Raw genomic sequence first — 17,000 nt, 5'->3', positions numbered from 1 at the left:
AAAAATGCGCATCTCTTTGGGATGCGCATTTTTTTTGGGATGACATAATCTTGATAGGATGTTGGATCATGGTTTTCCTATAGGGCTATCATCACATTTTAAGTCGCCCACAACGTATTGCATACCATCCAAAAAGAATTGAAGCAATTCCGGATGATTCATGCTTTGGGCGTTATGGGAAGGAGAGCTGTAAAACACCCTTCCTTTACCGTGCCGCTTTATCCAAGAAACGTAGATGGTATTGTCCGTAACTTCTTTTTTAACACCTTCCAATTTATCAGCTTCAATGTACAGTAAGGGTCTAAAATTATAATCGGAATAGGCATTGTTAAAGAAATAGGGTTCATCCACGTGGGTAAAGCCCTTTCCTTTAAAGGCCTGTACCATGGGGTGGTTTGGGTTCACCTCCTTTAAATGCATTTCCTGTTGTTTGGGGTGGTAGTCAAAGCTTCCACCTACCAACCTACTGAATTCCTTGGAATTGTTTTGTACGGTGATTGCACCGTGCAGAATCATTAGACCTCCGCCCTTTGCAACATAATCCATCAAATTCTTTTCATATTCGGCCGCCATCTTGGCTATGGTATTGTCGTTCAAGGTAGTGTTCTTCTTTAGTAGGTCCCAGAACAAGTCCCGTTTAGGTCCGGCCGGATTGGAGTTGTTCAAGATTACGGCATCGTATTGCTTTAAATTCTTTTTGTCAAAACTGTCTATGTCGTGTGCAATGATGACCTCAAAGGCCCCAGATTTTCTACCCAGAATTTTCAGCATTTCGTCGTTGTGGGGAATGGTCCAATGATAGAATCCCGTGTGCTGTGAAAAAACCAATATTTTTTTCGTTTCTGCAGGAATTCTAGGTGCAGAAGGAGCAAGGGATTCAATTTTGGAAAGCCATTGTTCTGTAATGGGAAATTCTTCTAATCCTTGGGCGAAAACTGTTCCAACAAAAAGGAAGGTAAGCCAGCTGTAAATTGTTTTGTTCATTGTAGATATTTGTTAAAGTGTAGATTCTCTTATAATCAATTTATGTCTTAGGGTAATTGAATTTGCGGGATGTAAGTCTATACCCCCATTTAAATGGCTAATAACACTTTGTCCCGCCAAAACACCTAATTCGTATCCTGGATAATTAATAGTGCTTAGGGCAGGCGTGACCAGTTCCGAGATAGGGTCATTATTAAATCCAATAATTTTTATATCACTGGGGATATTGTATTTCTCTTTTTTTAGTTCCTTAATACAATGGGCGGCAAAGGTGTCGTTGGCTACAAACAATCCATCAATGGGAATGTCAACACTCTTGATGTGCGCAATAACTTCTTTAACACTGCTGGGGGCAAGATCGGATTCCAGTAAATTGGCATCTTTAAATTTTAAATTGTGTTTGGCCAGCGCTTCCTGAAATCCTTTCAGTCGCTCGGAGTAAACATTACGCTTTAGATTGCCACTAATATGTAGCAGATTTTTGCAGCCCTGTGCTATCAAATGTTCTGTAGCCTCAAATCCAGCTGATTTGTTATCGATTATAATAGTGGAACAATTTGGTAAATTGTGAACCCTGTCAATAAATATCAGCGGTATTTTGTTTTTAATATAATTTGCAAAGTGTACAAAGTCCGTAGTGTCATAGGCCAAGGATACCAAAAGGGCATCAACTCCACTATCGTAAAGTGTTTTTGCATTTAATTTTTCTTTTTCCATAGACTCCAAAGACTGGCTAATAATCAGGTTGTAACCGGCTTCATTGGCCACTTTTTCTATCCCCGCCAAAACAGTGGACATAAAAATGGAATTGAGCTTAGGGACAATAACACCTATGGTATTGGATTTCTGTTTGCTAAGGTTTACAGCAAATTTATTGGTTTTGTAGCCCAGTTCATTTGCCATAAAGATTACGCGATCCTTGGTTTTTTGACTTATGGACGGATGGTCGTTCAGACTCCTGCTTACGGTTCCGGCAGAAACACCCAAGGTTTTTGCCAAATCGTAAATTGTAATTCTTTTGTCCATATTAATTGTTGTTGCGTAAACTATGCAACAATATTACAAATAAAATTTTATTATTAAAGTATAAATGAATGGTAGTTATAAATAATGTGGAATTACATATTAATTATATGATTTATTAAACAAAAAATAATTATTTGGTTATAAAACATCAATTTATTAGTGCAATCGGTTGCGTAATAAGTTGCAATTATATAGATTTGTTCAAAATGCAACCATGATTGGGTTTTCCGGTCATGGTTAAAATTCAATAACTAACCAACTTTAAACATTTATGTATGAGAAATTCATTAAAAAAAGTTAGGTGCAGGGCGTTATTACTTTTAACGCTTCTCTGTACATTATTTTCAATGTCCGTTTATGGGCAAGATGGTTTCACCGTTTCGGGGACCGTTGTGGATGAGTTTGGCGTTCCGCTACCAGGAGCGTCAATTGTTGAAAAAGGGACTACCAATGGGGTAGTGTCCGATTTTGATGGCAACTTTAGTTTTGAGGTGGCCAGCCAAAATGCCATATTAACGATTAGTTATATTGGTTTCGAGGAACAGCAAATACCTGTTAATGGTAGCGCCCAAATCAATGTTACTATGCAATCTACTGCTTCTACCTTGGATGAGGTGGTATTGGTGGGGTATGGGGCGGTGAAAAAGAAGGATTTAACCGGGGCTATATCCCAAGTTGATGCCGCCGCTCTTTCGGACCAATCTACCAATTCGGTGACCGATGTATTGAGAGGGAATGTGGCCGGCCTTAGTATTGGGCTTTCCGCCTCCCCCAAAGGTACCAGTCAAATCCGAATTCGAGGAAACAACAGTCTTAGTGCCGGTTCTAGTCCATTAATAGTAGTGGACGGAATGATCTATAATGGGGACCTTTCAGATATTGCGCCCTCAGATATAGATAAACTTGATGTTATGAAGGATGCCAGTTCTGCCGCTGTTTACGGGGCAAGGGGGGCAAGTGGTGTTATTTTGGTCACCACAAAACGAGGTACAAGTGATAAGCCTACCATTAATATCAACACCAGTGTGGGTATGGCAACAGATGCTTATAAGGAGCGGCCATACGATGCCCAGGGGTATGTAGACTGGAGAACCGATGTATTTAAAAGTATCAACCCGCAAAACACTATTGACAATCCAGGTAGGTATGACGATCCCAATAACTTGCCGTCCGGTGTAACCTTGGATCAATGGTTGGCCTATGATGGATCTGCCGGTGACCCAACCAGGGCCTGGTTAAATAGAATTGGGTTCCAGGATGTGTAAATCGAAAATTACTTGGCAGGAAATAGTATCAATTGGTATGATAGGATAATGCAGACCGGATTTCGTAACGATATCAATACCAGTATCTCCGGACGTAAGGGGGGATTAAATTATTATTGGTCCATTGGCAGAACCTCCAATGAAGGCATTTTTGATGGAGAGAAATTCGAAGCCTTGCGATCTCGATTAAATTTGGATGCTAAAATTACCGATTGGTTGACCGTTGGAATGAATACCCAATTTGCCAAACGTAATGAAGGTTTTATTGCAGCCGACCGGGGTCAGATAGAAAGATCTTCCCCCTGGGGTTCCGAATTTGATGATGAGGGAAATATTCGCTTAAGTCCTCAGGACGACAATGGGGCAGGGGCCGTTAACGCATTTTTGGCTCAAAAATTTAACGACCGTATAGATTTGGACCATACCTTTAACTCCAGGGTGTATGCCAAGCTTAAGTTGCCTCTGGGTTTCTCCTATGAAATAGGGTATACCAATCGCTTGGAATTTCAGGAATATTATAACCATGCCTTAGCGGCCAGTCCACAAAACGTAGTGGGCTCGGCGGAAAGGAAAGTGACCAAGATCAATGAATGGCAGTTGGATAACATTTTACGCTGGGACAAGACAGTGGACAAACACTCCTTTAATTTAATGTTTTTGGTGTATGGTGAGAAGTTTCAAAGTTATGAAACCCGTGCCAGGGCCAATACCTTTGAGCCTAGTGATGCCCTGGGTTACAGTGCCTTGGAATTGGGAACGGTTCAGATCGCCGAGAGTGAAGATGTGACCAGTACAGGGGATGCCATGATGACGCGATTGAATTATAATTATGACTCCCGTTATCTTTTAACGATGACCATGCGTAGGGATGGTTACTCTGCTTTTGGGGCCAATAATAAACGGGCATATTTTCCTTCCATAGCAGGGGCTTGGACCATTTCCAACGAATCTTTTTTTAATTCGGAATTTATTGATTTCCTTAAGCTTAGATTGTCCTATGGGGAAAATGGGAACAGGGATATTGGAAGGTTTACTGCATTGTCCAAGCTTAATGCGAACAAATATTTGAATGTGGATGCCGGGGGTAATGTTATTACCGTGCCTACTTTTGACAATGGAACCCAAGAAAACAATGCGCTTAGGTGGGAGCGTACCAAGGCTACCAATTTAGGGTTGGACTTCAGTCTGGCCAACGGAGTGGTTGAGGGGTCTATTGAGGCTTACCAAAATATTACCAACGATTTAATTGTAACCAGACAATTGCCGAATATTATAGGTTTCAACAATGTAACCACCAATTTGGGGGAAATTGAAAATAAAGGTCTGGAATTCACCTTGGCTACCCAAAACATCAATAGGGAAAATTTTCAGTGGAATACCAATTTTAATTTCTCTTTGAACAGAAATAAAATCAGGAAGTTATATGGCGATCTTGATGAAAATGGGAACGAATTGGATGACATTACCAATCAGCGTTTTATAGGTCAGGCCACCGACGTTATCTGGGGCCAGGAAGCCATAGGGATTTGGCAGACAAATGAGGCTGCTGAAGCTGCCGAATACGGTGTTTTTCCCGGGGATTGGAAAATTAGGGATGTGGATAATAGTGGGGACTTTACCGTGGAGGACAATGTTTTTCAGGGACATAGATCACCTAGGTTTAGTTGGGCCATGTCCAATAGGTTCACGATGCTAAAGAATTTTGATTTTTCTTTTGAGGTCTATTCCAATTGGGGTCAAAAAAGGGTATTTAATGAAGCCAAAAACAGAAACGGTTTTATAGATAGGACCAACTCCATCCAAACACCCTATTGGACACCTGACAATCCTATAAATGATTATGCCAGATTGTTTTCAAGTGACGGAAGTTCAAGCTTTACCATTTGGCGTGATGCTTCGTTTATTAGGTTGAGTAATATTACATTGGCTTATAGATTTCCAAAGCCCCTTCTTGAAAAGTTGTCTTTGCAAAGTCTTAGGTTGTATGCCAATGTTAGAAATGTGGCGGTTTATGCACCTCATTGGGACTTTTATGACCCGGAGCCTACCAATATAGAAGGTAGGATATTAGGTGATGATGGTGATTTTGATACCGATGCAAGTTTGCCAACACCTAGGTTTTTCACCTTTGGAATCGATTTAAGTCTTTAATAAAAAAATAATAATGATGAGAAAAATTATATATAATTATAGAAAAGCCTTTTTTAGCTTTATCCTAATTCTGTCTTTGGCCTTTACGGGTTGTGAGGAAGAATTCTTGGATGCAGATCCGCAATCGTTCTTTACGCCCAGTAATGCCTTGGATACGCCAGAAGGGCTCAATAGTCTTTTGTCACAGGCAATGAGAAATTTAAGGGCTGAGTTTTACGGAGATGGCGCCCCCATGATTACGGAAAATATCTTTTCCGAGGTCTCGGTAGAAGGAACTACGGACAAATCAGGTCCTGCCCAGGATTTAAACTTGCTGATCTTGCCCGATGCTAGGCTCAATAGTGCTGATGCCAATAGGATTGGTTGGTTTTGGGAAGAATTCTATAAAGGCATAAAATATGCCAATACCGTAATTGGTAGATTGAATGATGCCACCTTTGAGAGTGATGCTCAGAAAAATGATATTATGGGACGTGCTCTGTTTCATAGGGCCTACAGGTATTATAGGTTGACCCAGCAATTTGGGGATGTTCCCTTAATATTGGAGGAGATCACCTCGGCACGCTTGGATTTTGTTACTACAGCAAGGGAGACGATCCTCAGAAAAATGCAGGAGGACCTCAATATGGCAGTGCCTATGGTGAATGCAGTGGCCAACAATGGCGATATCAATAAGGATGCAGTCTTGCATCTGTTGACAAAAGTTAATCTTGCCTTGGGCGATTTTGATGAAGCAATAGCCTCTTCATCACAAATAATCAATGGCGGAACCCACACCCTAACAACGGACAGGTTTGGTATTGATGCCGATAACCCAGAAAAGGATGTGACCTGGGATCTGCACCGAGTGGAAAACAAAAGTATTTCCGGTAATACCGAGGGAATATTGGTGGTTATAGATAGATTGGGGTATGAGGACAATGGAGATTATTCAGGCGGTACCAGTATACAAAGGCAAGCCGTTCCACTTTGGTGGCGTTTTATCAATACTCCTGATGGCCAGAATGGAATGTCCGATGCCCCGGGAATAGATATCGATCAGGTCACTGCAATAGGTAGGGGTATTGGCAGAAATAGGGGTACTCATTATAGTACCAAGGAGATTTGGAAAAACGCTAATAACGATCAACGTCATAAGCTGGGAAATTGGTACGATATGGAAGATTTAGTGTACAATGCACCTAGCCTACAAAGTTCAGGAAACTCATATTACGGAAAGAATTTGGAGCTTTATTTACCAAATGGAACCCCACTTTGTTCAGATACCATAAGGAATTGGTACGGCTTTCCACATTACAAATTTTTCGTTCCAGATCCCTTAAATGTGAAACCGTCCGGTGGTCATGGCGATTGGTATGTGTATAGGGTGGCTGAAACTTATTTGCTAAGGGCCGAGGCCTATTTCTGGAAAGGAAATTTAGGCGCAGCGGCAGAAGATATCAATGTGGTAAGAAGAAGGGCCGAGGCCGATGAAATTACTGCGGCAGATGTGGATATTGCCTATATCTTGGATGAGCGGGCAAGGGAACTGTACTACGAGGAGGGAAGAAAAACCGAACTGACACGTATCGCTTATATTTTTGCCAAGACTGGCAAAGCTGCCTATAATGGTAAGACCTATAGTTTGGATAACTTCTCTACCGATAATTTTTGGTATGATCGTATCATGGAAGTGACCGATTTTTACAATAAGGGGGTTAAAACCATTCACGGAGATGAATATACCATGAGTCCCTATCATGTGCTATGGCCCATCCCCGCTTCGGCAATCAATGCCAATACACAGGGAGTGATAAATCAAAACGAAGGTTATCCAGGGGCGGAAAATAATATCCCGCCACTGACGACCATACCTGAAGAATAATAGTTGTAGTGAGTTAATTTGTTTTTTGTAAATTCCATCCTTTAAACCTGTTTTAAATGAAGTATGTATTTCTTGTTTATGTTTTATTGCTGATACAGTCATGTAACCACAATGAATCATATAGGTTTAGAATAGCGGAGAAGGATGGCATTTTACAAGCCTCCCCAGTATCTTTAAAAATGGATACTTTGGGGTTGGGAGGAATGGACGGCCAAAGTAATTTGGTATTGATGAATAATGGTAAACAGATACCTTTTCAGATTGATAATGATCGGAAAAGACTATGGTTTGTTCATACGCCTAACAATACCAGTTCTTATGAAATAGTAAAGGAAGAGGCTAAGGGCCATGGTATAGAAGGGGTTAATGTGGATAAAAGAAATGGAAACCTCCAATTGTCAAAGGGTTCCGTTCCCTTGCTCACCTATAGGTATGGAATGACCTACCCTCCAGAAGGTGTGGATTCCATCTTTCGGAAATCCGGATACCTCCATCCTATGCTTACTCCATCGGGAGATACGCTAAGCCGTATTCAACCTCCTGATCATTACCATCATTATGGCATATGGGGTCCTTGGACACATACCCGGATTGAAGGGGAGAGGGTGGACTTCTGGAATTTGGTGGAGCGCCAAGGTACCGTACTTTTTAAGGCTTTTAATGATACTTATTCCGGAGATGTATATGGGGGCTTCAATGCCCGTCAAGAACATATTAACCTACAAGCTACCGAGGATAATCGAATAGCCTTGAACGAAGATTTGGACGTGAAGGTGTGGGACTTGGATCGCCCGGATAGGTATATGGTAGATTACACTACTAGTTTTACTTCCCCTTTGGAGAATGGTATTCTTTTTGAAGCCTATCGCTATGGAGGGGGGTTAGGGATGAGGTTTACCGAGCGTTGGCATAAGGATAATTGTACAGTGCTTACCTCGGAAGGCAACGATCGTCTCACCGCAGATGGCACCAACGCCCGCTGGTGTATGGTCACTGGGGAATCCTCCAACGGCAAGGGAACCAATGGTGTACTGTTTTTAAGTTATCCGGAAAATAGGTCCCACCCAGAGCCAATGCGTATATGGCCTATTGATGGAAATGGGGGCAGGGGGGATATGTTTTTTGAATTCTGTCCTATTCGTCACGAGGAATGGAAAATAGAGCCCAATAAGGACTATCGATTAAAATATAGGATGGTGGTTTTTGATGGTAAACTTACAGCTGAGGAAGCGGAATCCTATTGGAAGAGTTTTGCGGAGATGCCCAAAATTGTTAAGAATTAAATATGGGAACAGGGGAAAACACCCAAGTTTTTAACCAAATAATTTGTGAATTAAATTAAAATCAAAAAAAATGCAAAGAAGAAAATTCATTAATAACTCCTTATTGACCACTGCGGCCGTAGTTGGCTTTCCAACTATAGTTCCAGCAAGTGTATTTGGAAAGAACGCACCGAGCAATAAGATTAATATAGGGCAAATTGGTTGTGGTCGAATTGCCCGTGACCATGATATTCGCGATACCATCAGATTTGACCAATCCCGTTACATCGCCGTATGTGATCTGGATTCCAATAGGGCTGCCGATGCCAAGGTTTTGGTAGATAAGTTCTACAAGGAGAAAACGGGGAAGGAAAAATACATGGATACCAAAATCTACGATGACTATAGGGAAATGTTACTCAATAAGGATATAGATGCTGTGGTTATCAGTACACCCGACCATTGGCACTCCCAGCCTGCAATGGAGGCAGCATTGGCAGGAAAGGATATTTATCTGCAAAAACCTACATCCTTAACCGTGAGGGAAGGACAACAGTTGCGTGAGGCCGTACAAAAAACGGGTGTTATACTTCAAGTTGGAACACAGCAAAGAGCCATGCCCCAATTTCGGGTGGCTGCCGAGCTGGTCAGAAATGGCCGCATAGGAAAAATACATACGGTTAAGGTCGGACTTCCCGGAGATCCTGCAGGACCGGAAGCACCTGCCATGCCGGTACCTAAAAATTTAAATTTTGATATGTGGTTGGGGTCGACCCCAGAGGTGCCTTATACCGAAATTGGTGTGCACCCGCAACAGGGTTATAGCAGGCCGGGTTGGCTTCGCTTAAGAAGCTACGGTGCAGGGATGATCACAGGTTGGGGACAACACCATTATGATTCAGCGGCATGGGGAATGGACACGGAACTATCAGGGCCAAAATCAGTAGAGGCTTTGGCGGAATTCCCTAAATCGGGTCTGTGGAATGTACATGGGGATTTCTTTGTGAAACACGAATACGACAATGGAATTACGGTCTATACCAGTGGTGGTTATACCAACGGAATACGTTATGAAGGTACCGATGGTTGGATCTTTGTATCCCGAGGTGCTTATACGGCTTCGGCTTCCGACCCTGTAGATCAAGAAAAGAGTAGTAAAGCCCTAAATGCTTCCGATCCCAAGATTTTGGAATCGGTTATCGGTGAGAACGAGACCCATTTGGAGAAGATAGATGATCAGCACGGGAATTGGTTGGACTGCATTAAAACACGTAAGGCACCTATTTCACCTATTGAAAAAGGACACAAGGCCTGTGTAACTTGTTTGATCAGTGACATTGCCATGCAATTTGATAGAAAATTGGAATGGGACAACGAGAAGGAGATGTTTATCAATGACGATGAGGCCAACGCTATGTTGCACAGGGTACAGAGAAAGCCTTATGGTACGGACTATGTTAAGATATAATAAACATGTTGTATATTGAATAATGAAAAAATAATCCCTCTTTTGGTCATAATAATTTGAACTAAGGAGGGGTTTGTCATTATTCGCAAAAAAACCAATAAATGAAGTATAGTATATCGACCTTTCTTTTGGTATTGTTTCTTAGTTGTGGTCAAAAAAAAGAAGAAGTGAATCCAATTGCCAATAGTACTCCGGACAAAGTAAGTTTAATGACTTTGGATCCAGGGCATTTTCATGCTGCTTTGGTCCAAAAAACAATGTATAATGCGGTAGATTCCACCATTTACGTTTTTGCGCCCGAGGGGCCAGAGGTAAACGATTTTTTAAGTAAAATAGAATCCTATAATTCAAGATCGGAAAACCCTACCCATTGGAAGGTGAATAGTTATTTTGGGGAAGATTATTTGGAAAGGATGATTGCCAAAAAACCTGGTAACGTTATGGTGGTGGCCGGGAAAAATTCCAAGAAGATAGACTATATTTTGGCCGCTGTAAAAGCTGGGTTGAACGTTTATGCGGATAAGCCATTGGTGATTAATCCGGAAGGGTTCCAGAAACTGGAAGAAGCTTTTAAAATTGCCGAGGAAAAAGGGGTGATGATCTACGATATAATGACAGAGCGTTTTGAGGTTACTACCGGTATGCAAAGACAGTTTTCCATGTTACCGGAGGTGTTTGGCCAAGTGTTGGAAGGAAGTCCTGAGGAACCGGCTATTATTAAAGAGAGTGTTCATCACTTTTTCAAGTATGTTTCTGGCCAGCCATTGGTAAGACCGGCGTGGTTTTTTGATGTAAATGAAGAGGGTGAGGGAATTGTGGATGTAACCACCCACTTGGTGGATTTGGTGCAATGGGAACTTTTTCCGGATCAGATTATAGATCGTACAGATATAGAAATGGTTCAGGCCAGGCGTTGGCCAACTGTGCTTACGTTGGATGAATTTACAAGAGTGACCGGATTGGATAGTTTTCCCGATTATCTTAAAAAAGATATGGATGGTGACAAACTTAAGGTGTATTGCAATGGCGAAATGATTTACAAGATTAAGGGAAAGTACGCCAAGGTTTCCGTAATCTGGAATTATGAGGCTCCCGAAGGTACCGGGGATACCCATTACAGCATAATGCGGGGTACCAAAAGCGACCTCATTATTAAACAGGGTAAGGAAGAAAGTTATAAGCCAACCTTGTATGTTCAGTCCAAAGGAGAGGCCAATTTTGACAAGCTAATAACAGATGCCCTGGAGCACTCCATAGGCCCTAAATTTCCCGGTACCGAAGCTGAGAAAGTGTCAGCGAATATTTGGAAAATTATTATCCCAGACGAGTTTAAGATTGGTCATGAGGCACACTTTGCCCAAGTGACCCAAAATTATTTACGGTATTTGGACGAGGGTAAATTGCCAAACTGGGAGATACCCAATATGATTACCAAATATTACACCACCATTGAAGGCTATAAAATGGCTAAAAATTAAGACCAAAGTGTATTTGGCTTCATTTTATGGTTATACTAATGCGGATTTTTTAATCAGTGCTAACCTCTGCGATTGTCGGTTTAGGGCAAATCCTTTTTATTATGTCCATTATTGTTTCCTTGTATTATCTTTGGGTCTAGCTGAAGTAGAATAATAAAATTTAAATTGATGAGTAAACTTTTTTCGATAGAAAATAAAATATATGCCTTATCTGGTGCAACCGGAACCTTGGGAGGTTCCATTGCCGAGTATCTTGTGGAAAATGGGGCCAAGGTGTTGTTATTGGGCAGATCTTTGGATAAGTTGGAGGAGAAATGCAAAGAGTTAAATGCTATTACAGCCAATAGTGCCCATTTGTTCGTTCTGGATGTGATGGATGAAAGGCAATTGACCGAGTTGAAGAACACTATAATCACCAAGTTTAAGCGGTTGGACGGGCTGGTAAATCTGGCAGGAGGAAACATTCCCGGGGCTACATTAAAACCAGATCAGACCATTTACGATATTGAGCTTGGAGATACTCAAAAAGTGGTGGATATAAATTTGTTCGGGACCGTAATTCCAACCATAGTTTTAAGTGAAATTATGGCAAAGCAAGGCTTTGGATCTATAGTAAATATATCTTCCATGGCAGCCAAACAAACCATTTCACGAGTGTTGGGCTATTCCATGGCCAAGGCGGGAGTGGATATTTTCACCAAGTGGATGGCCCATGAGCTGGCCTCAAAATTTAGTGATAAGATAAGAGTGAATGCCATTGCACCTGGGTTTTTCATTGGAAATCAGAATAGAAGACTTTTGACCAATGAAGACGGATCCTTCACGGATAGGGGAGAGAAAATTATTACCAATACACCTATGGGTCGTTTTGGAGATGCCTCTGAACTTAACGGAATGGTACATTATCTCTTGAGTGACGCTTCATCTTTTGTTACAGGCACCATTTATGATATTGACGGAGGTTTTAGTTCCTTCTCTGGGGTATAATTTTTGAAATTTCATAGCATTACAATATAATACTTCAACGGCTGATAAAATTGGCCTGGTCAGAGAGTTTGTCATAAGATTCCCTAAAGAGGTTAAGGGGTAATATGGACATGTGGGGGAATTGCTGTGAGAATTATGGTTGTTATGTTAAGGGTAATCCAATCACTTTAGGTTAGTCCACATCATTACCAAGTAATAACTTATTAATATCGCTTATTATTGAAACATTTAAAGAGAACGCTTAGGTGGTTCGGGCCTAACTTTGGAGTGTCCTTAGGAGATATAAAGGAACTAGGGGTGGAGGGTGTTGTTACGGCATGCCACGCTGTGCCTATTGGTGAAGTTTGGTCCTCTGAAGTTATAAGGGGGGTCCAACGGGAAATTGAGGCCAATGGCTTGGAATGGTCCGTGGTAGAAAGTGTCAATATACACAAGGCTATCAAATACGGTATGCCGGAAAGGGATGTCTATATCCAAAATTATATTCAGACCCTTAAGAATTTGGCAGAAAACAACATTAAGGTGGTCTGCTATAATTTTATGCAGTTGATAGATTGGACCCGTACCAATTTAAATTTTGAGCTTCCCACCGGGGCCATTAGTTTGTTATACGACCCTGTTGCCATTGCCGCTTTTGATTTGTTCATCCTAGAAAGGGAGAGGGCGGCAGAAGTCTATGGAGAGGCAATGATTGAAAAGGCCAAACACTATTACAATACCCTGGATAAGCATGGGCGGGAGCGGTTAAAAAGTGCCGTCTTGGCTGGTATGCCGGGTTCTAAAGAGGCCATTCCCCTTTCGGATTTCAGGTCCACTTTGGAGGAGGTAAGTAGGATAGAAAAGCCCGTGCTCAGGGAAAATTTGGCTTATTTTTTAAAAGCGGTCGTTCCAGAGGCCGAAAAGCTGGGTCTAAAAATGGCACTGCATCCGGATGATCCGCCATTCCCTGTTTTTGGTATTCCCCGTATTGCCTCCACCTATGGGGATTTAAAATATATTCTGGATTGCATTCCATCGCCAAGTAATGGATTAACGTTCTGTTCGGGGTCTTTGGGTGCGGTAAGCTCCAACGACCTTCTTAAAATTATAAGGGATTTTGGGCCACATATTCATTTTTTACATTTAAGAAATGTTTCAAGGGAAGACGACGGTAAATTTTACGAAGCTGCCCATTTGGATGGATCCATACCTATGCCCAAGCTAATGCTGGAGATTGTTAAAGAGCAGTGGAGGAGACATGAAAGTGGTGTTGGAGAGGTGGCCATTCCTATTAGGCCAGATCACGGACACGTTTTGTTGGATGACAAAAAAAGGAAAGACGAATTTTACTCAGGGTATTCACTAATTGGAAGGGCTATTGGGATGTCCGAACTCTATGGCCTGGAAAAGGGTATTAGGGAAATGCTGCTCTAACTAGATTGGTAAATTTGTAAAATATGGATGTAATTGTTGATGAAGACGCAGGTAAATTGCTAATATTGTGCCGAGTTGTTGTAAAATTTAAAAAATAGAGTATTTTTAAGCTTTGGAAATCAAATCTAAAGATAAATAGCGTTAACGTTAACGACCAAGTAAAAAAATGTATATGCAGGTTTATAAACCCCTTTTGGGAAAATTAATTATTACGATTGGTGTCTTGGCATGTTTAAGCTTTTATTCTTGCTCGGATATTACAGACCACAAGACCTTGTTCTTTGCCCATTCCCTGCCAATAACCCATCCGGTCCATAAGGGTATATTGGCCATGCAAGAGGCTCTACAGGAAAAATCGGGTGGAAAGTTGCAGATCAAGATATTTCCCGATGGACAGTTGGGTACGGAAAGGGAGGTCTTGGAATTATTGCAGATAGGTAGTGTTGCCATGACCAAGGTAAGTGCCGCCTCTATGTCCAGCTTTTCTCCGGAATATAGGGTTTTGGGTGTTCCTTATTTATTTAAGGACAGCGATCATATGTTCAGGGTATTGGAAGGACCTATAGGCAAGGAACTATTGGAAGGGGGCAGCGAATATTTGCTCCGTGGCCTCTGTTTTTATGATGCGGGAAGTAGAAGTTTCTATACCTTGGATGGATTTATTAAGACTCCGGAGGATTTAAAGGGCAAGAAGATTAGGGTAATGAACGACCAAATGGCCGTGAACATGGTAAACGGCCTAGGTGGCTCTGCTACCCCTATGGCCTATGGTGAGCTTTATACCGCATTACAGCAACGAGTGGTAGATGGTGCGGAGAACAATGTTCCTTCATTTGTAACCTCCAATCACTACGAAGTCTGTAAATTTTATACCCTAGATCAGCACAGTATGGTTCCGGATGTTGTGGTAGTAGGCACCAAGTTTTGGGATACTTTGAGCGATATAGAAAAGGGTTGGTTACAAGATGCGGCAGATGACAGCGTAAAAAAACAAAAAATATATTGGCAGGAAACCGTAGAGGAAGGCATGGAAATTTTGGAAAAGGCCAATGTACAAATCTATCATCCAGATAAAAGTCCCTTCGTAGAAAAAACCAAATCTATTTTAGAGGAGTTGATGGAGGATCCAAAAATGAAAAAAATAATCGACCAAATTAACAATCAATAATGCATACGACGTACAGAATATTGAATAAGGCCATAGAAGGGTTGCTGGTTCTAATTTTTAGTTTATTGGTGCTCGATGTGGTTTGGCAGGTGGTTTCCCGATATGTGGTGGGACAGTCAAGCTCGTTCACGGAGGAGTTTGCCAGGTTTTCATTGATCTGGTTAACGGTTTTGGGTGCTGCCTATATCAATGGACAAAAGGAAGGACATCTGTCCATGGACTTTTTATTGTCCAAACTTCCGGCAGACAAACAAAAAAGGAGACATAGGATAATTCAGGTTGTGATGGCTATTTTTGCCTTGGTCATTATGGTTATTGGTGGAGGTAATTTGGTATATACCACCTTAAAGTTGGGCCAGTTGTCCCCTGCATTATTGGTGCCGCTTGGCTATGTTTACGCTATAGTACCTATTTGTGGCCTAATAATCATTTTCTTTTCCGTTTATCACATTAAAATAACCTTTAACGCCAATAACAATGAGTATTGAAACCATAAGTATCCTAGTATTGTTTATTAGTTTTATGGGCTTGTTGGCCTATGGGGTGCCTGTTGCTTATGCTATTGGTATCTCTACAACGATTACCCTTCTGATCAATATAGCGTATATGCCTGCTACCACTACGGTAAGTCAAAGAATGACGACAGGTATAGATAATTTTGCCTTATTGGCCATTCCCTTCTTTATATTGGCCGGGGAAATAATGAACCGTGGTGGTATTGCAAACCGCTTGATAGATTTTGCCAAATCACTTATTGGCAGTTTGCCCGGGGGCCTGGCCTATGTTAATATAATCTCCGCTATGTTGTTCGGGGCCATTTCAGGTTCCGCCATTGCAGCAGCATCGGCCATTGGAAGTACACTTACGGAAAAAATGGCTAATGATGGTTACCCTAGGGAATTTAGTGCTGCCGTAAACATTAGTTCCTCAACCACCGGTCTATTGATACCGCCCAGTAACGTATTAATAATTTTCGCCCTGGCCAGTGGAGGCACGGCATCGGTGGCTGCCCTCTTTATTGCAGGATATATACCTGGTATTTTGGTAGGCCTTGCCATTATGTTAATGGTCTATTTTTATGCTAGAAAAAAGGGATTGCCCAAGGAAGAAAGGGTAAGTTTTAAAAAGTTGTTCCATGATTTTAAGAATGCCATTTTGAGTTTAACCTTGTTGGTTATTGTAGTTGGTGGAATTGTGGCAGGAATTTTTACCGCCACCGAAGCGGCGGCCATTGCCGTGGTGTATGCTGTTTTGCTCGGATTTGTGAATAAGGAGCTGAAGTTTGCCGATTTCAGGCCAATCCTTCTCCGCAGTGCCAAAACAACCGCTATTGTTATGTTCTTGATTTCTACCTCCATGGCCATGTCCTGGTTGTTCTCTTTTGAATCCATTCCGCAATCGCTTACGGGCTTCCTTCTGGAATCTGTTAAGAATCCCTTGTTGGTACTATTGTTTATAAATATTACCCTTCTGGTTGTGGGTACCTTTATGGATATGACCCCGGCAGTATTAATTTTCACCCCTATATTTTTGCCTGTGGTTATGGCATTGGGGATGCACCCTGTACAGTTTGGAATGGTAATCGTTCTCAACTTATGTATAGGCGTATGTACCCCTCCCGTAGGGACGCTCCTGTTTGTTGGTAGCGGTGTTGCCAAAGTTCCGGTCACAAAAGTGATCAAGCCCTTATTGCCCTTATTGGCGGCAATGACCGCCGTATTATTGATCCTGACCTATGTGCCGGAGCTCTCTTTATGGTTGCCAAGGGTTTTTGGGTTGATCGACTAAGGTTTAACGGTATTTTGAATTTTTCAAATCCTTATTTCCAAAATGAAATAGGGATTTTTTTATGTCTAATTGGTCCAGGACCATCCTTCTTTTAATGAAAGATCGGATTGTTGATTTAAAGAATTTAGTGTTTAGCTAACAATAAA

General features: G+C 41.6%; 13 protein-coding genes. 11 read left to right on the top strand and 2 right to left on the bottom strand.

Annotated features, from left to right (window positions below; genetic code table 11):
* Positions 1-66: 66 nt before the first annotated feature.
* Both C7972_RS15280 and C7972_RS15275 read right to left on the bottom strand, forming a co-directional pair.
* Positions 67-984 carry a ThuA domain-containing protein gene (locus tag C7972_RS15280; RefSeq protein WP_110357044.1) on the bottom strand — a complete coding sequence of 306 codons (918 nt, stop codon included), beginning with the start codon at positions 982-984 and terminating at the stop codon, positions 67-69.
* A gap of 12 nt (positions 985-996) precedes the next feature.
* Complete coding sequence (locus C7972_RS15275; protein WP_110357043.1) at positions 997-2,010, bottom strand: LacI family DNA-binding transcriptional regulator; 1,014 nt, start codon at positions 2,008-2,010, stop codon at positions 997-999.
* A gap of 275 nt (positions 2,011-2,285) precedes the next feature.
* Here C7972_RS15275 and C7972_RS15270 point away from each other — a divergent pair, with 275 nt between their 5' ends.
* The 11 genes from C7972_RS15270 to C7972_RS15220 all read left to right on the top strand — a co-directional run bounded on the left by C7972_RS15270 (position 2,286) and on the right by C7972_RS15220 (position 16,854).
* Positions 2,286-3,275, top strand: coding sequence for a TonB-dependent receptor plug domain-containing protein (locus C7972_RS15270; RefSeq protein WP_110357042.1), 990 nt, complete (start codon positions 2,286-2,288; stop codon positions 3,273-3,275).
* A gap of 12 nt (positions 3,276-3,287) precedes the next feature.
* The gene (locus C7972_RS15265) at positions 3,288-5,426 is read left to right on the top strand and encodes a SusC/RagA family TonB-linked outer membrane protein (protein WP_146216334.1); all 2,139 of its coding nucleotides are present in this window, start codon (positions 3,288-3,290) and stop codon (positions 5,424-5,426) included.
* A 13-nt stretch (positions 5,427-5,439) separates the two neighbouring features.
* Positions 5,440-7,290, top strand: a complete 1,851-nt coding sequence (locus C7972_RS15260; protein ID WP_258364875.1) for a RagB/SusD family nutrient uptake outer membrane protein — start codon at positions 5,440-5,442, stop codon at positions 7,288-7,290.
* Positions 7,291-7,346: 56 nt separating this feature from the next.
* Positions 7,347-8,573: a PmoA family protein gene (locus C7972_RS15255; protein ID WP_110357040.1), complete on the top strand. Its 1,227-nt coding sequence runs from the start codon at positions 7,347-7,349 to the stop codon at positions 8,571-8,573.
* 70 nt (positions 8,574-8,643) lie between these two features.
* A complete protein-coding gene (locus C7972_RS15250; RefSeq protein ID WP_110357039.1) occupies positions 8,644-10,020 on the top strand; it encodes a Gfo/Idh/MocA family protein in 1,377 nt (458 codons plus the stop codon).
* Between the two features lie 101 nt (positions 10,021-10,121).
* Positions 10,122-11,498: a putative oxidoreductase C-terminal domain-containing protein gene (locus tag C7972_RS15245; protein ID WP_110357038.1), complete on the top strand. Its 1,377-nt coding sequence runs from the start codon at positions 10,122-10,124 to the stop codon at positions 11,496-11,498.
* A 168-nt stretch (positions 11,499-11,666) separates the two neighbouring features.
* Positions 11,667-12,485 carry an SDR family oxidoreductase gene (locus C7972_RS15240; RefSeq protein ID WP_110357037.1) on the top strand — a complete coding sequence of 273 codons (819 nt, stop codon included), beginning with the start codon at positions 11,667-11,669 and terminating at the stop codon, positions 12,483-12,485.
* 219 nt (positions 12,486-12,704) lie between these two features.
* The gene (gene uxuA, locus C7972_RS15235) at positions 12,705-13,898 is read left to right on the top strand and encodes a mannonate dehydratase (RefSeq protein ID WP_110357036.1); all 1,194 of its coding nucleotides are present in this window, start codon (positions 12,705-12,707) and stop codon (positions 13,896-13,898) included.
* Positions 13,899-14,070: 172 nt separating this feature from the next.
* The gene (locus tag C7972_RS15230) at positions 14,071-15,066 is read left to right on the top strand and encodes a TRAP transporter substrate-binding protein (RefSeq protein ID WP_110357082.1); all 996 of its coding nucleotides are present in this window, start codon (positions 14,071-14,073) and stop codon (positions 15,064-15,066) included.
* Positions 15,066-15,554, top strand: a complete 489-nt coding sequence (locus C7972_RS15225) for a TRAP transporter small permease (RefSeq protein WP_110357035.1) — start codon at positions 15,066-15,068, stop codon at positions 15,552-15,554. Before C7972_RS15230 ends, C7972_RS15225 begins: the two co-directional genes overlap by 1 nt.
* Positions 15,544-16,854 (top strand): TRAP transporter large permease, encoded by a 1,311-nt coding sequence (locus C7972_RS15220; protein WP_181422903.1) that lies wholly within the window; start codon positions 15,544-15,546, stop codon positions 16,852-16,854. Before C7972_RS15225 ends, C7972_RS15220 begins: the two co-directional genes overlap by 11 nt.
* Positions 16,855-17,000 lie beyond the last annotated feature (146 nt).

The organism is Arenibacter sp. ARW7G5Y1 (genome assembly GCF_003201775.1).
Taxonomy (GTDB): domain Bacteria; phylum Bacteroidota; class Bacteroidia; order Flavobacteriales; family Flavobacteriaceae; genus Arenibacter.
This window is presented reverse-complemented; position numbering and strand designations above follow the sequence as displayed.

Bases quoted from the DNA above. Each gene is read 5' to 3' on its own strand.
- C7972_RS15280 (WP_110357044.1), bottom strand. From the start codon at position 984: ATGAACAAAACAATTTACAGCTGGCTTACCTTCCTTTTTGTTGGAACA.
- C7972_RS15275 (WP_110357043.1), bottom strand. From the start codon at position 2,010: ATGGACAAAAGAATTACAATTTACGATTTGGCAAAAACCTTGGGTGTT.
- C7972_RS15270 (WP_110357042.1), top strand. From the start codon at position 2,286: ATGAGAAATTCATTAAAAAAAGTTAGGTGCAGGGCGTTATTACTTTTA.
- C7972_RS15260 (WP_258364875.1), top strand. From the start codon at position 5,440: ATGATGAGAAAAATTATATATAATTATAGAAAAGCCTTTTTTAGCTTT.
- C7972_RS15255 (WP_110357040.1), top strand. From the start codon at position 7,347: ATGAAGTATGTATTTCTTGTTTATGTTTTATTGCTGATACAGTCATGT.
- C7972_RS15250 (WP_110357039.1), top strand. From the start codon at position 8,644: ATGCAAAGAAGAAAATTCATTAATAACTCCTTATTGACCACTGCGGCC.
- C7972_RS15245 (WP_110357038.1), top strand. From the start codon at position 10,122: ATGAAGTATAGTATATCGACCTTTCTTTTGGTATTGTTTCTTAGTTGT.
- C7972_RS15240 (WP_110357037.1), top strand. From the start codon at position 11,667: ATGAGTAAACTTTTTTCGATAGAAAATAAAATATATGCCTTATCTGGT.
- C7972_RS15230 (WP_110357082.1), top strand. From the start codon at position 14,071: ATGCAGGTTTATAAACCCCTTTTGGGAAAATTAATTATTACGATTGGT.
- C7972_RS15225 (WP_110357035.1), top strand. From the start codon at position 15,066: ATGCATACGACGTACAGAATATTGAATAAGGCCATAGAAGGGTTGCTG.
- C7972_RS15220 (WP_181422903.1), top strand. From the start codon at position 15,544: ATGAGTATTGAAACCATAAGTATCCTAGTATTGTTTATTAGTTTTATG.